This window comes from Bacteroidota bacterium (genome assembly GCA_016715425.1).
Lineage (GTDB): Bacteria > Bacteroidota > Bacteroidia > Chitinophagales > BACL12 > JADKAC01.
This window is the reverse complement of record JADKAC010000005.1, coordinates 312,605-328,780: the sequence shown is the minus strand read 5'-3', so window position 1 is coordinate 328,780 and position 16,176 is coordinate 312,605. Positions and strand designations below refer to the sequence as shown.

At 35.6% G+C, this 16,176-nt stretch carries 10 protein-coding genes and 2 pseudogenes; 3 read left to right on the top strand and 9 right to left on the bottom strand.

Annotation, left to right across the window (positions count from 1 at the left end):
• Nucleotides 1-84 precede the first annotated feature (84 nt).
• Genes IPN31_07280 through IPN31_07270 form a run of 3 tightly spaced genes read left to right on the top strand, consistent with a single transcriptional unit; the run spans nucleotide 85 to nucleotide 2,535 of the window.
• Nucleotides 85-846: a phosphosulfolactate synthase gene (locus IPN31_07280; protein ID MBK8681690.1), complete on the top strand. Its 762-nt coding sequence runs from the start codon at nucleotides 85-87 to the stop codon at nucleotides 844-846.
• Between the two features lie 5 nt (nucleotides 847-851).
• Nucleotides 852-1,790 (top strand): DUF368 domain-containing protein, encoded by a 939-nt coding sequence (locus tag IPN31_07275; GenBank protein MBK8681689.1) that lies wholly within the window; start codon nucleotides 852-854, stop codon nucleotides 1,788-1,790.
• A gap of 16 nt (nucleotides 1,791-1,806) precedes the next feature.
• A complete protein-coding gene (locus tag IPN31_07270) occupies nucleotides 1,807-2,535 on the top strand; it encodes a shikimate dehydrogenase (protein ID MBK8681688.1) in 729 nt (242 codons plus the stop codon).
• Here the strand turns inward: IPN31_07270 and IPN31_07265 are convergent, their stop codons facing one another.
• The 9 genes and pseudogenes from IPN31_07265 to IPN31_07225 form a co-directional block, all read right to left on the bottom strand.
• Nucleotides 2,536-3,474 carry a hypothetical protein gene (locus IPN31_07265; protein MBK8681687.1) on the bottom strand — a complete coding sequence of 313 codons (939 nt, stop codon included), beginning with the start codon at nucleotides 3,472-3,474 and terminating at the stop codon, nucleotides 2,536-2,538.
• Nucleotides 3,475-3,640: 166 nt separating this feature from the next.
• Complete coding sequence (locus tag IPN31_07260) at nucleotides 3,641-4,495, bottom strand: hypothetical protein (GenBank protein MBK8681686.1); 855 nt, start codon at nucleotides 4,493-4,495, stop codon at nucleotides 3,641-3,643.
• A 68-nt stretch (nucleotides 4,496-4,563) separates the two neighbouring features.
• A pseudogene (gene rffA, locus IPN31_07255) lies at nucleotides 4,564-5,687 on the bottom strand (dTDP-4-amino-4,6-dideoxygalactose transaminase).
• Nucleotides 5,684-6,406: a glycosyltransferase gene (locus IPN31_07250; GenBank protein MBK8681685.1), complete on the bottom strand. Its 723-nt coding sequence runs from the start codon at nucleotides 6,404-6,406 to the stop codon at nucleotides 5,684-5,686. The pseudogene rffA and the gene IPN31_07250 overlap by 4 nt, the downstream one beginning before the upstream one ends.
• Nucleotides 6,407-6,416: 10 nt before the next feature.
• Nucleotides 6,417-6,734 (bottom strand): DUF3467 domain-containing protein, encoded by a 318-nt coding sequence (locus IPN31_07245; protein ID MBK8681684.1) that lies wholly within the window; start codon nucleotides 6,732-6,734, stop codon nucleotides 6,417-6,419.
• Nucleotides 6,735-6,903: 169 nt separating this feature from the next.
• A pseudogene (rpoC, locus tag IPN31_07240) lies at nucleotides 6,904-11,222 on the bottom strand (DNA-directed RNA polymerase subunit beta').
• A 36-nt stretch (nucleotides 11,223-11,258) separates the two neighbouring features.
• Nucleotides 11,259-15,071, bottom strand: coding sequence for a DNA-directed RNA polymerase subunit beta (rpoB, locus tag IPN31_07235; protein ID MBK8681683.1), 3,813 nt, complete (start codon nucleotides 15,069-15,071; stop codon nucleotides 11,259-11,261).
• A 114-nt stretch (nucleotides 15,072-15,185) separates the two neighbouring features.
• Nucleotides 15,186-15,572, bottom strand: a complete 387-nt coding sequence (rplL, locus tag IPN31_07230; GenBank protein ID MBK8681682.1) for a 50S ribosomal protein L7/L12 — start codon at nucleotides 15,570-15,572, stop codon at nucleotides 15,186-15,188.
• 49 nt (nucleotides 15,573-15,621) lie between these two features.
• Nucleotides 15,622-16,149: a 50S ribosomal protein L10 gene (locus IPN31_07225; GenBank protein ID MBK8681681.1), complete on the bottom strand. Its 528-nt coding sequence runs from the start codon at nucleotides 16,147-16,149 to the stop codon at nucleotides 15,622-15,624.
• Between the last annotated feature and the right edge of the window lie 27 nt (nucleotides 16,150-16,176).

The window sequence follows — 16,176 nt, the reverse complement described above, 5'->3', positions numbered from 1 at the left end:
TGATATATATTTCCAAATAGTGCAGTAATGGTATAAGTGGAGTTGCGTATGTTTCCTACTTTTGCGCCAATAAAAAATATTGTTATGAATTTTGAAATGAGCAATTTACCCCAACGCAATAAAAAGCCAAGAACACAAGGCATTACAATGGTGATGGATAAAGGTTTAAGTGTTCGGGAAGCCGAAGATTTAATGAGTGTGGGTGAGCCTTATATTGATATGATAAAACTCGGGTTCGGTACTGCATTCGTTACACCAAATCTGGAAGCAAAACTTGCAGTGTATAAAAATGCAAATATGCCGGTGTATTTGGGAGGTACTATGTTCGAAGCATTTATTATTCGCAATCAATTTGAAGATTATATGCGACTGATGGATAAATACAAATTAGAATTTGTAGAAGTTAGTGATGGCTCTATTGATTTGGAGCACGATAAAAAATGCGAATATATCCGTAAGCTTTCTGAGAAGTATAATGTATTATCTGAAGTAGGTTCAAAGGATGAGAAGAAAGTGTTAGCTCCTTATGTTTGGATTGACCTGATGAAAAAAGAAATTGAAGCAGGAAGTTTTAAAGTAATTGCAGAAGCAAGAGAAAGTGGTACTGTTGGAATATATCGTGAGAAGGGAGAAGTGCGTGGCGATTTAATTGATGAGATACTTACTAAAGTGCCGCAGGAAAAAATAATCTGGGAAGCACCTATTAAATCACAACAAGTTTGGTTTATAAAATTGTTGGGTACCAATGTAAATCTCGGCAATATTGCACCCAACGAAATAATCGCACTCGAAACTTTGCGCATGGGATTACGGGGAGATACGTTTCATCATTTCCTGAAAAAATAAATTCAATGATTGCGATAATTAAGAAGTACTACCTTTTAATTTTTAAAGGTATGGCGATGGGTGCAGCAGATGTTGTGCCCGGTGTATCCGGTGGAACGATTGCATTTATTTCCGGCATTTATGAAGAGCTGATTAACTCTATAAAAGCGATTGATTTAAATGCATTTAAAATTTTATTTAGCAAAGGCATTCCTGCTTTTTGGGAAAAAATAAATGGTTGGTTTTTATTATTTCTATTATTAGGAATCGGAATTAGTATTGTTTCACTTTCAAAATTAATTCTGTATTTATTAACCAACTATCCTACATTACTTTGGTCGTTCTTTTTCGGATTAGTAATAGCATCTGCAATTTATGTTGGCTCCACAATTAAGAAATGGAATTTGCAATTAATAGTTGGATTAATCGCCGGAGCTGCATTCGCATTTTATATTACAATAGCATCACCAGCACAAGGCCCAACAGAATTATGGTTTGTTTTTATAACAGGAGCTATTGCAATTTGTGCAATGATATTACCCGGTATTTCAGGTAGTTTTATTATGCTGCTAATGGGTATGTATGAGTTTATTTTAAATTCACTTACATCATTAAAAATTTCTGTAATACTCACCTTTATGGCTGGTGCAGCTATTGGTATTGTTAGCTTTTCACATTTGCTATCATGGATGCTGCGCAAGTATCATAACCTCACTATAGCAATACTTACAGGCTTTATGATTGGCTCATTGAATAAAGTATGGCCATGGAAAAAAATTTTAGAAACTAAGATTGTGCACGATAAAGAAGTGGTGATAAAAGAAGTGAATGTATTACCAAATGCTTATACAGAACTTACAGGCAAACCGGATTTTTTAGTACAATGTATTCTGCTCATATTGTTTGGATTAATTTCTATTTACACCATTGAATATCTTGCCGGAAGAAAAAAGAAATTAGTCTGAAACAAAAATATATTTCATGCGACTATTTGGATTAATAGGTTTCCCGTTATCACATTCTTTTTCTGCAAATTATTTCAGTAATAAATTTAAAGAATTAGAAATTACTGATTGCAGTTATGAGTTATATCCATTGAATGAAATAGAACATGTGAAATTGCTTTTTCATTCTTATGATGATCTGGAAGGATTAAATGTTACCATACCTTATAAAGAAAGTATCATTCCTTATTTAGATGATTTGGATGAAGCTGCTAAAAAAATTGGCGCAGTAAATTGTATTAAAATCAAAGGTGGAATTAAAACCGGATACAACACCGATCATTTTGGTTTTACAGAATCATTAAAAAATATTTCTGCCATAAATAAAATTGCAATTGTACTTGGAAATGGTGGAGCATCAAAAGCAATTCAATACGGATTATCGCAAATGGATTTTAAAACAATTCTTGTTTCAAGAAAACCTGAAAAAAATCAATTGAGTTATGCAGATCTTACCGAAGAAATAATTGCAAGTGCAGGAATAATTATTAATACAACACCATTGGGAATGTATCCGGAAATAAATGCAAAACCGGATATCCCTTATTCAGCAATGCATGAAAATCAATTGGCTTATGATTTAATTTATAATCCAACTACTACAAAATTTATGGAGACAGCATCAAGTTATGGTGCACAAATTATGAATGGGATGGAGATGCTAAAATTGCAAGCAGAAGAAAGTTGGAGAATCTGGAATGCTTAATTAATTCTTCTCATTAAAATAACATTTCAAATTACTCTTGTGTTTTTTTGTGGTAGTGAAATGATAAGTGAGTGTAAATAATCCTCCAAAAATATAAGTGTCATTATTATTCGGATTACCCCTTCCATTTTCAGGTGATGTCCAACCGGGAACAGAACCATCCGATCTATCGGATAAAGCAGCGGCTAATGAGGCAGTTTGCGGATCTAAATATTCGAAGAAATAATCGGGGTTAGCATAAAAGCCACTAACATCATCTATATAATCAGTGGTGGTAAAACGGCAAGCCATTTCAAACCCAAATACCAAACTATTGCTTGCGAGATATCTAAGGCCACCGCCAAGAGGAAAACAAGCCTGAATTTTAGAATATTTTTCTTTATCCGGATATGCAGCTAAGCCCTGCCCTTCAGTGCCCAAAGGTTGCAGTTCCACCCATTGCCCTTCATATTTTGCCTGCGGATTAAACCAGAACCCACCAATACCTCCATAGATATAAGGAGTTACTTTCTTTTTAAAAGGTCCTGAAAATCTGTTGAGACCAACTTCAATCATTACAGATCCTTCAACAATCGGCGATTTAAAACTTAAATTTCTATTATTTCTCCATTCATTATTTGTCAATGCATCATCACCTCTTAATTCAGAATAAATAATATTATAGCGAACTGCAATGCGGGGAAATATTTCTTGTCTGAAAACAAAACCGATTGCCGGTCTTGTAACCTGAGGATCAATATCCCACCAAAAAGCACGACCAATATCATTAGAACCACCAAGATCACCGAGGAAAGAAGAGAAGCCTAAATTCAAACCGTATTCACGATCTCTTTCATCTAATTGTCCATAAATAAAATTAGAAATGCCTATACAGAGTAGTATTACTGATAGACATTTTTTAGAAATCATGGGTTCAGGTTTAGCGTTTGTTTTTTGCAAAGATTAGAATCTAAAAATACATGGTTGCATTTGATTCAAAAAAATCGGATTTCACAATGTAATTTTTATGCGAAATCCGATTAATTCAAAATGGACTTTTGGATTGCAATCCTAATTTTAAATATTCTATATCAACTGTTTGCAAATAATTATCGGGTCAGAATAATTATCTGTGTCTGCTTTTAATAATATGATAAGTTGCAGTTAACATGCCCATAAAATATGTATCATTATGATCAGCACTTCCTCTCTGACCATATTCCGGTGTTACATCACGATCCATTCTATCCGATAAATTCGCTGCAAGTGTTGCAGTTGCAAGATCATAATTCTGGAAAAAATAATCTGTGTTAGGATAAGAAGTACTCACATCATCCAGATAATCTGTACTTGTTAATCGCCAGGTAAGTTCAGCACCGAATACCCAACCAAAATCAGATAAAAATCTTACACCACCACCAAATGGCAACACAGCTTGCACTCGATTATATTTCTGACGTTCAGGATATTGAGGTAATCCTTGTCCTTCTGTTCCCAGCGGTTGTAATGCAATCCAATAATCATTGTATTGCGCTTTTGGATTAAAATAAAATAAACCACCACCAACAAACACATAAGGTGTAAAATATTTACGGTCTCTGCCACTAAATCTAAAAGGACTGTATTCGAACATTGCAGTGGCTTCCCATACATTAGATTTAAAACTGAGGTTGCGTTCATTCCTTGATTCATTTTCTGAATTTGCATCATTACCTCTAAGAATTGTATAGGTAAGATTAGTTCTGAAGCCGAAATTAGGAACTATCTCTTCTCTATAAATAAAAGAAATAGCAGGTGCAATGGATTGCATATCCACATCGTGTAAAAATGCCTGACCATCACCTGAACCACCGCCAAGATCTCCTAAGAAATAAGATATTCCTGAAGTAAATCCGATTTCGCTGTTTAGTCGCATGCGTTGCGAAAATGCACTTGAAACAATTAGTATTAAGCACAATGTAAAGAGTAAGTGTTTTTTCATAACATTAGAATTGAGGGTATTAATTAGATTTTGTTTCGTGAATCATTTACTTAATTCAAGAGCCAAAACTATTTAAAATAGCCACTAATCATTTTGCATATTTCACGTATTGTGACTGCGCTAATGTTATAGTATAATGGAAGTCTAATCAGATGTTTTGAAATATAATCTGTATGAAATAAATCACCGGAAACAGTTTCAATTTTACCGAAAGGTGAGCTGTGTAAGGGTTCGTAATGTGTAAGAGCTAAAATTTTTGATTGCAATAAATAAGCAATTAGTTTTTGTAAATGTTTTTCATCAGAAATTAAAAGATGAAATTGATTACCATTTATTGTAATTCCATCATCAAATTTTGGAAGTAGGATGTGGTTTTGAAATTCGGGCATTTGTAACAACTCAAAGTATAGATTCCAACTTTGTATTCTGTTGTTTTGAATTTCATCCAGACTCAATAATTGCGCATATAAATAAGCAGCGTTCAATTCTGACAGTACATACGAAGAGCCTAATCCCACCCAATTATATTTATCTATATCACCTCTTTTAAAAGCAACACGACTTGTACCTTTCTCCCAAATTATTTCTGCTTTATTTATAAAATTCGTATCATTAATAACTAACATTCCACCTTCACCACAAGTAATATTTTTTGTTTCGTGAAATGAAAATGCGGCGAAATGTCCAAAGCTTCCAAGAGGTTTACCCTTTAAAAAGAATCAATGGAATGCGCACAATCTTCAATTAAAAACAGATTATGTTTATTCGTTATACGCAAAATATTTTCCAAATCACATGCATATCCGCCATAGTGAACAATTACTACTGCTCTTGTTCTTGGAGTAATTGCATCTTCAATCAGATTTGAATCTATGTTGGGAATATTCGTATTGCAATCAACAAAAATAATTTTAGCACCACGCAGCGCAAATGCATTTGCCATAGAAGGAAATGTATAAGATGGCATTATCACTTCATCACCCGCATGTATATCGCATAACATTGCACACATTTCAAGAGCTGCTGTGCAGGAAGTAGTCAGTAATGTTTTCAGAAAACCATATCGCTTTTCAAAAAACTCCTGACATAATTTAGTATAATATCCATTGCCGGATAATTGCCCACGATGAATTGCATCCAACATGAATTGCGGTTCAGTACCTAAAAATGTGGGTTTATTAAATGGTATCATTCTACCACTTCTGAAATATGAAATAATGGTTTGCCTTTATCTCCTTTTTGAAATACAAATAAAATGGCATGCATTGCTAATGTAATTAGCCTGAAAAAATTATAATTACTCTTGCCCGCAAATCTATCGTTGTGAATCACCTTCAATTCAGAAATTGATTCTGTGCATTTGCGGACTGCAACAGGTAGATAAAAATGTTTGTAGGATAAGGTGCAAATTTTTAAAATAATTGCATTGCTGTAAATCCCAAAATTCGCTGTGCGATAATTTATTTTTTTCTTTAGCAGAACTGAGAGTTTTGCATTGATTAACCATGAACTTACTTTATAATAAAGTCGTCCTGCTTTCGCCTGCCTGTCGGCAAGAACTACTTCCACCTTATCGGCAATTGCTTTATTATATAAGTCAATTAAATATTTTGGATTATCCTGAAGATCACAATCCATTACAAAATTCCATTCTGCATTTGCATGTTCAAGACCTGCTCTTATAGCTTGATGCTGACCATAATTTTTATCGAGTTTAATTCCTAAAATAAAATTGTATTTATTTTTTAGATTCTTTATTTCACTCCATGAATTATCCTTGCTGCCATCATCCACCAAAATAATTTTATATTGATTTGAAATGTTTGAAAAGCTATCCGATATTTTTTCTATGAGTACAGGCAAAATTGCTGCACTATTATACACGGGTATTATAACATCAAAATTTCGCAAGCAAAAAAAGTTATGCTTTTGCAGTCGGCCCAAAATTCATTGGCAAGCCTTGTATATAATCTGAATCGGTTATTTCACCATGTGTAGATTCAAATTTTGAAATATTATCTGACAATGCTCTTAATAATCTTTTTGCATGTTGCGGTGTCATCAATATTCTGCTCTTCACTTTTGCTTTTGGGATGCCAGGCATTACCCGTATAAAATCCACAATAAATTCTGCATTCGAATGTGTAATAATTGCAAGATTAGAATACGTACCTTCTGCTATTTCTTCAGTTAATTCAATATTTAATTGATTACCCGGTTTTTCTTTATTTTCCGCCATATCTAAATGTTTTATTTTCAAAATTATATAATTGACTTGAATAATATTTTTAATTACAATTTTTAACTGAAAATCTATTGTAAGAATAAATCAGCATTCAAGTAAATAAAAAAAAACCGGAATGCATTCCACATCCCGGTTTAATATTTTATTATAGAATAGAATTAAATTATTCTACTTCTACTTTTTTATTTCTTGCATTTTCCATACGCTCCAGATCTTCTCTACTTCCAACAATCAAGTTGCGGAAATGGCGCTGACCTGTTCCTGCAGGAATTTGATGACCTACAATTACATTTTCTTTTAGTCCCAACAAATTATCTACACGAGCTGAAATAGCTGCATGGCTTAACACCTTAGTAGTTTCCTGGAATGATGCAGCTGAAATCCAACTGGAAGTACCCAATGAACTACGAGTAATACCTTGCAATGTAGGAGTGGCAGTGGCTGAATTTGCATCACGGCATTCAATATTTTTTTATCTGCACGTTTCAGCGAACTGTTTTCTTCACGCAATTGACGGATAGTAATGATAGCTCCCTGTTTAAACTTCGTAGAATCTCCATTTTCTTCCACCACTTTTTTATCATACATTCTATCATTTTCTTCAAGGAACTCAATTTTATCTACCAACTGACCTTCAAGGAAACGAGTATCACCCGGATCAGTAATGGTCATTTTTCGCATCATCTGCCTAACGATAACTTCAATATGTTTATCATTAATCTTTACACCTTGCAAACGATATACTTCCTGAATTTCATTCACAATATATTCTTGTACGGCAAAAGGACCTTTAATAGCAAGTATATCACCCGGAGTGATTGCACCATCAGATAATGGCATACCCGCATATACATAGTCATTTTCCTGCACCAATATTTGTTTGGATAATGGCACCAGATATTTTCTTATTTCTCCATCTTTCGATTCAATGATAATCTCACGGTTACCACGCTTAATTTTTCCGAAAGAAGCAACTCCGTCAATCTCGGCAACCACAGCAGGATTACTTGGATTACGAGCTTCAAACAATTCCGTTACCCGGGGTAAACCTCCGGTAATATCCCGCACCTTTCCAAGAGCACGTGGAATTTTTGCAATAGCTTGTCCAGGATCTACTTCCTCACCTAAATCAGCCATAATGTGTGAGCCTACCGGTAAGTTGTAATTCTTTATTTCATTACCTTTTTTATCCTTAATAATGATGGTTGGAATTTTTGTACGATCACGAGTTTCTACAATTACCTTTTCACGGTGTCCGGTTTGCTCATCGCTTTCTTCACGGAAAGTGATGCCTTCAATTATACTTTCATAATCTACAAACCCACCAAACTCAGAAATAATAACTGCATTAAATGGATCCCAAGAGCAGATAATATCACCTTTGGTAAGCATTTTACCATCTGTAACATGCATTAAAGATCCGTAAGGAACATTATTGGTGATAAGTGCCCGACCAGTTTTTGTATCAATAATTTTTATTTCACCGGTACGGCCAATAACAATTTTTTGTTTTTTACCATCGTCATTTTTGTTATCTACCAAACGCACTCCTTCAAATTCAATCTTCCCATCAAATTTTGCAACCAATTTTGATTCGGTATCAATGCTTCCTGCTGTACCACCCACGTGGAAAGTACGTAATGTAAGCTGAGTACCCGGCTCACCAATACTTTGTGCTGCCATGATACCAACGGCATCACCAATCTGACCAATTCTGTAATTAGCCATGTTAGTACCGTAACATTTTACACATACACCACGCTTTGATTCGCAAGTAAGTACAGAGCGAATTTCTATTGATTCAATTGCAGTAGTATCAATATACTCCGCATTCTTTAAAGTAATTAGCGTACCTGCTTTTAAAATTAATTCATCAGTTATAGGATCATATACATCGTGCAAACTGGTGCGACCCATGATACGGTCACTTAATGGTTCAACGATATCCTCATTATCTTTTAATGCAGCGATTTTGATACCTCGTAATGTCCCGCAATTTTCTTCAGTAATTACAACATCCTGCGCCACATCAACTAATCTTCTTGTAAGATAACCCGCATCTGCAGTTTTCAATGCTGTATCTGCAAGACCTTTACGAGCACCATGTGTAGAAATGAAATATTCCAATACCGACAAACCAGTTTTCAGATTTGAAAGAATTGGATTCTCGATAATTTCTCCACCGCCGGAACTTCCAGATTTTCTTGGTTTGGCCATCAAACCACGCATTGCAGCTAACTGCCGAATTTGTTCTTTGGAACCCCTTGCACCGCTATCCAACATCATAAACACGGAGTTGAATCCTTGCTTATCATTTGTAAGTTTTGTAATTAACTCACCGGTTAACCTTGTATTTAGCCTTGACCAAATGTCAATGATCTGATTATACCTTTCATTCGGTGTAATAAAACCATTCATATAACTGCTTACGACTTCATCCACTTCTTCCTGCGAACTAGCAATTAATTCCGGTTGTCTATCCACTTCAACGAGATCACCAATATTAAATGACAATCCACCTTTAAATGCCCAACGGAATCCAAGATCTTTAATATCATCTAAGAATTTTGCAGTTGTCGGTACATCAGTGGAACGAATGATTTCACCTATGATACGACCAATCGCTTTTTTAGTAATTAAGGTATTAATAAAACCAAAACTCTTTGGAACAACATCATTAAATATAACCCGACCAATTGTAGTTTCAATTAACTTATTTTCTAATACACCATCTTCCAGCATATCAACCTTGCACTTAATAATTGCATGTAAGTCAGCTTTACCTTCATTATATGCTATCACCACCTCTTCGGCAGAATAAAATATTTTGCCTTCCCCTTTCACCGGTTCTTGCTTTGTACTGCGTTTTGCTTTAGTAATATAGTATAAACCCAACACCATGTCCTGTGAAGGAACTGTGATTGGATTTCCACTTTGCGGATTCAAAATATTATGTGCAGCAAGCATTAATAATTGTGCTTCAATAATTGCAGCACTACTTAATGGAACATGAACAGCCATTTGGTCACCGTCAAAATCGGCGTTGAATGCAGTACAAACCAAAGGGTGTAATTGAATTGCTTTTCCTTCAATTAATTTTGGTTGGAATGCCTGTATGGATAATCTGTGTAATGTAGGTGCACGGTTTAACATTACAGGATGTCCCTTTAAAATATTTTCAAGAATATCCCAAATAACCGGCTCTTTATGGTCAACTAATTTCTTAGCAGACTTCACCGTTTTTACAATACCACGTTCAATCAGTTTCCGGATAATAAATGGCTTAAATAATTCTGCTGCCATATCCTTCGGAATACCACACTCATGTAATTTCAATTCAGGACCAACAACGATAACTGAACGACCTGAATAATCCACACGCTTACCTAATAAGTTTTGGCGGAAACGACCTTGCTTACCTTTCAGTACATCACTCAAAGATTTCAATGCTCGGCCACCTTCTGCTTTAACAGCATTTGATTTTCTAGAATTATCAAACAATGAATCAACGGCTTCTTGTAACATGCGTTTTTCATTACGCAAAATCACCTCAGGTGCTTTGATTTCAATTAGACGCTTTAAGCGATTGTTACGTATAATTACTCTTCTGTATAAATCATTTAAATCCGAACTTGCAAATCTTCCTCCATCAAGAGGCACTAATGGGCGCAGTTCCGGAGGTATCACAGGAAGATATTGAATAACCATCCATTCCGGTTGATTTTCGATATTTTCTTTAGAATCACGGAATGCTTCAACGACACTTAATCGTTTTAAAGCCTCAGCCTTTCTTTGTTGTGAAGTTTCTGTATTTGCCTGATGTCTTAATGCAGCAGACATATCATCCAAATGCAATCTGCTTAGCAATGTATGCACAGCAGGAGCACCCATATCGGCGATAAATTTATTTGGATCTAAATCATCTAACATTTGATTGTCCTTTGGAAGTGCATCTAAAATGTCGAAATATTCTTCCTCAGTAATCAGATCTAACTTGTCAAACTTTTTCAATTCACCGTTGATGGTAATACCTTCCGTGATAGGACCCGGATTGATGATACAGTATCTTTCATAATAAATTATAGATTCTAATTTTTTTGAAGATACTCCCAGCAAATAACCAATTTTATTTGGCAATGATTTGAAATACCAAATATGTACTACCGGAACAACGAGTTTAATATGCCCCATCCGTTCACGACGCACTTTCTTCTCAGTAACTTCTACACCACATCTATCACACACGATTCCTTTATATCGGATACGCTTGTATTTACCGCAATAGCATTCGTAATCTTTAATAGGGCCAAAAATTCTTTCGCAAAACAAACCATCTCTTTCAGGTTTGTAAGTTCTGTAATTAATGGTTTCCGGTTTTAATATTTCACCATATGAGCGCTCTAATATTGCATCTGGTGATGCAAGGCTAATGGTTACTCTATTGAATTCAGATTTGATCTTAAGATCCTTTTTAAAAGGCATATCTATTCCCCTTTGTTTTTATTGGAGTAAACTGAATTAATCAAATTTTAAATCAAGTGCAAGACCTCTTAACTCGTGCAACAATACGTTGAATGATTCAGGAATACCTGGTGTCGGCATATTTTCTCCCTTCACAATTGATTCGTATGTTTTTGCACGGCCAATAATATCATCACTCTTCACAGTTAATAATTCCTGCAAGATATTAGAAGCACCATATGCCTCTAATGCCCACACTTCCATCTCACCAAAACGCTGACCACCAAACTGAGCTTTTCCACCCAATGGTTGCTGTGTAATAAGTGAATATGGTCCAATGGAACGAGCATGCATTTTATCATCTACCATGTGATTAAGTTTGATCATATAAATAACACCTACTGTTGCCTGCTGATGAAATCTTTCACCAGTTTCACCATCATACAAATAGGTTTTACCTAATGGTGGTAAGCCGGATTCAATCACCTGATCAGCGATTTCTTCTAAAGTAGCTCCATCGAAAATTGGAGTTGCATATTTCACTCCCAGCTTTTCACCTGCCCAACCTAGAACAGTTTCATATATCTGACCAAGGTTCATTCTGGAAGGTACACCCAGCGGATTCAACACAATATCTACAGGAGTTCCATCCTCAAGAAACGGCATGTCTTCGGAACGTACAATACGAGCAACAATACCTTTGTTACCATGACGACCCGCCAACTTATCACCCACTTTCAGCTTGCGTTTTTTAGCGATAAATACTTTGGCAAGTTTTAATACACCGTTTGGTAATTCATCACCCACGCTGATATTAAATTTCTCACGTTTAAATCGGCCTAACTCTTCATTCACTTTAATGGTATAATTATGCAAAACCATGCGCACTAGATCATCTGTTTCTGCTTCACCTGTCCAAGCTCTTGGATCTACACCGAGAAAATCAATTCCTTCTAATGCCTTTGGACTAAATTTTACTTTCGCCGGAACCAGTTCTTCTTTATAGGCTGTTTTTACACCTGCACTTTTCTTGTCTTTCAGAATTACAGAAAGTTTTTCCATTAACAAGTTGCGCAATTCGTCTAATGCACGAGCATGTTCTTTCTCTAATTTTTCGAGTGCAATTTTTTCACGAGTTTTTGCATTCTTATCTTTCTTGGCTTTAGCAAAAAGTTTTTTATCAATCACCGTTCCTTCTACACCACTTTGTGCTTTCATTGAAGCATCTTTTACATCACCTGCTTTATCACCAAAAATTGCACGCAACAATTTTTCTTCCGGTGTTGGATCACTTTCACCTTTAGGAGTAATCTTACCGATTAATATATCTCCTTCCTTCACGGTTGCACCAATGCGAATGATTCCGTTTGAATCCAAATCCTTTGTTGCTTCTTCAGATACGTTAGGAATATCGGCGGTAAGTTCTTCTTCACCTAATTTAGTATCACGCACTTCAAGATCGAATTCTTCAATATGAATTGAAGTGAACACGTCTTCTCTTGCAATACGCTCATTAATTACAATAGCATCTTCAAAGTTGTAACCCTTCCATGGCATAAATGCCACTTTCAAGTTTACTCCCAATGCTAGTTCCCCGGTTTCAGTTGCATAACCTTCACATAATACTTGCCCTGCAGTAACCTTATCACCTTTCTTTACAATTGGTTTAATATTAATACAAGTGCTTTGGTTTGTTTTTTTGAATTTACGCAGTTTATATATTTTACGATCTTCTTCAAAACTTACCAGTCTATTATTCTCTGTTCTGTTATAGCGAATTATGATTTCATTTGCATCTGCATATTCAACCACTCCTTCCCCTTCAGCATTGATTAACATTTTCGAATCTTCGGCAACTTTTTGTTCTAATCCTGTTCCTACAATTGGTGATTGTGGTTTCAATAATGGAACTGCCTGACGCTGCATGTTAGAACCCATCAATGCACGGTTTGCATCATCATGTTCTAAGAATGGAATTAAGGATGCTGAAACACCAACAATTTGATTTGGTGCAACATCCATATATTGAATTTGCGATGGATCATATTCAGGAAAATCTCCTTGTTCACGACATTTTATTCTTTCGTTTTCGAAGTTTCCTTTTTCGTCAAATTTTGCATTTGCCTGTGCAATAACAAGCTTATCTTCTTCCTGTGCATTGAGATATAATACATCGGCTTTTAGATCTAACTTACCATTTTTCACCGGACGATATGGTGTTTCAATGAAACCCATTTTATTGATCTTAGCATGCACACATAGCGTAGATATCAAACCAATGTTTGGTCCTTCCGGAGTTTCAATAGTACAAAGGCGACCATAATGACTATAATGTACATCTCGTACTTCAAAACCAGCTCTTTCTCTGGATAAACCTCCAGGTCCTAATGCTGAAATACGACGCTTATGTGTAATCTCAGCAAGTGGATTAACTTGATCGAGAAACTGACTTAACTGACTTGTTCCGAAGAATGAATTAATTACGGATGAAAGCGTACGTGCATTGATTAATTCTATTGGAGTGAACACTTCATTATCACGCACATTCATTCGCTCACGAATGGTTCTTGCCATCCTTGCCAAACCAACACCAAACTGTGCATACAATTGTTCCCCCACTGTTCTCACACGACGATTGCTCAAGTGATCAATATCATCTATTTCTGCTTTATTATTAGAAAGCTCAACCAGATATTTAACGATGGCAATGATATCATCTTTGGTAAGTACTTTGGTATCAAGGGCAGTATCAAAACCTAATTTTTCATTGATTTTAAAACGACCAACTTCACCCAGATCATACCGCTTATCTGAAAAGAATAATTTATCAATTATACCACGAGCAGTTTCATCATCCGGTGGTTCGGAACCACGTAATTGACGATAGATTTGCTGAACTGCTTCAATTTCAGAATTCGAAACATCCTTTTGAAGTGTATTTAAAATAATAGTGTAATCGCTGGTGATATCATCTCTCGTAAGGATAATTGTTTTTGCACCAGTATCCACTACCTGACGAATATTGTCTTCATCCAGTTCTGTATCTCTTTCCAGGATAACTTCATTACGTTCAATGGAAACAACTTCGCCCGTATCTTCATCTACAAAATCTTCACGCCAAGTTTTCAAAACACGGGCGGCAAGTTTTCGTCCAACATTTTTCTTTAAAGTTTTTGCATCTGCCTTCACTTCTTCGGCAAGACCGAATAATTCCAGAATGTCTTTATCCGTATCATAACCAATTGCACGCAATAGAGTCGTAACAGGAAATTTTTTCTTCCGATCAATATAAGCGTACATTACATTATTAATATCGGTAGCAAATTCCATCCAGGCACCTTTAAAAGGAATAACCCTTGCGGAATAAATTTTTGATCCATTTGGATGCACACTCTGACCGAAGAAAACTCCGGGTGAACGATGCAATTGAGAAACCACAATACGCTCAGCGCCATTAATAATAAAGGTGCCTTTGGGAGACATATAGGGGATATTACCTAAGAATACATCTTGAACAATTGTCTTAAAGTCAATATGTTCTTCATCATTACACGACAATCGCAACTTAGCCTTGAGCGGAACGCTATAGGTAAGCCCACGTTCTATACATTCTTCAATGCTGTATCGTGGTGGGTCAATGAAATAATCAAGAAATTCCAGTACGAAAATATTGCGGGCATCAGTAATAGGAAAGTTTTCCGAAAATACTCGGAACAAACCTTCAATACTGCGATTTTCCTGCGTTGTTTCCAACTGGAAAAAGTCTTTAAATGATTTAAGCTGTATCTCTAATAGATCGGGATACTCAGCGGAGCTTTTAATTTTTCCAAAATTGATCCGCTTTTGTTTTTTAGAAGTACTTACATGCATAGTTTGCTAAAGTTTGGGTTAAATCAAATAGGAATAAGGCTTATCCCGAATTAACGAGAGCAAGCCTTCCAGATCTAACCACGCATTGGCGTGGCTAAAGTCAAATCAAGTAAATTACTTGACCTCAACTTCAGCGCCGGCCTCCTTTAACTTAGCAGCAATTTCTTCTGCTTCTGCTTTACTTACACCTTCTTTAACATTACTTGGAGTATTGTCGGTTAAATCTTTAGCCTCTTTTAATCCAAGTCCAGTAATATCTTTTACGATTTTCACTACGTTTAATTTTGCAGCTCCAGCACTTTTAAGTACTACGTCGAAAGCTGTTTTTTCTGCTTCAGCAGCACCAGCGTCGCCAGCACCACCACCAGCACCTGCAACCATTACCGGTGCAGAGGCAGCGGGTTCTATTCCGTACTCATCTTTAAGTATTTTAGCGAGTTCGTTAACCTCTTTTACAGATAAACTAACCAGCTTTTCTGCAAACTCTTTTAATTCTACCATTGCTTTGATGTTTTATTGATTTTTTAAAATTGTATAATTATTAAATGTATTATGCTTCTTTTTCAGAAAGGGTTTTTACTATTCCGGCAAGCTTGCTGCCGCTTGATTGCAATGCAGAAATAACATTTCGTGCAGGACTCTGCAATAAACCAATAATTTCGCCAACAAGTTCTTCTCTTGTTTTCATATTGATAAGTGATTCTAAATTTTCTTCACCTATGAAAACTCCTTCACCTACATATGCACCTTTCAGACTCGGTTTTTCTTTATCATTTTCCTTACGGAATTGTTTGATAACCTTTGCCGGTTCATTAAGAGATTCACTGAACATAACGGAAGTTGGCCCATGGAGAATTTCATATAAACCTTCATATTTTTCACCATGAGATTCCAAAGCTTTGCGCAGTAAAGTATTTTTTACCACGTGGAATTTAATCCCTTTGTTAAAGCAAAGACGGCGCAATTTATTTACGTCTGCTACAGAAAGAGTTGAGGCATCTGCAATATAAAAATTATCATATTGCCCAACCTGATTCTTCAATTCTTCAATTGCAAGGGATTTTTGATCTTTATTCATTGTAATTGTATTTCTACGTTTCTATTT

Coding starts and splice junctions, on each gene's coding strand:
- IPN31_07280 (MBK8681690.1), top strand. CDS start 85: ATGAATTTTGAAATGAGCAATTTACCCCAACGCAATAAAAAGCCAAGA.
- IPN31_07275 (MBK8681689.1), top strand. CDS start 852: ATGATTGCGATAATTAAGAAGTACTACCTTTTAATTTTTAAAGGTATG.
- IPN31_07270 (MBK8681688.1), top strand. CDS start 1,807: ATGCGACTATTTGGATTAATAGGTTTCCCGTTATCACATTCTTTTTCT.
- IPN31_07260 (MBK8681686.1), bottom strand. CDS start 4,495: ATGAAAAAACACTTACTCTTTACATTGTGCTTAATACTAATTGTTTCA.
- IPN31_07245 (MBK8681684.1), bottom strand. CDS start 6,734: ATGGCGGAAAATAAAGAAAAACCGGGTAATCAATTAAATATTGAATTA.
- rpoB (MBK8681683.1), bottom strand. CDS start 15,071: ATGCATGTAAGTACTTCTAAAAAACAAAAGCGGATCAATTTTGGAAAA.
- rplL (MBK8681682.1), bottom strand. CDS start 15,572: ATGGTAGAATTAAAAGAGTTTGCAGAAAAGCTGGTTAGTTTATCTGTA.
- IPN31_07225 (MBK8681681.1), bottom strand. CDS start 16,149: ATGAATAAAGATCAAAAATCCCTTGCAATTGAAGAATTGAAGAATCAG.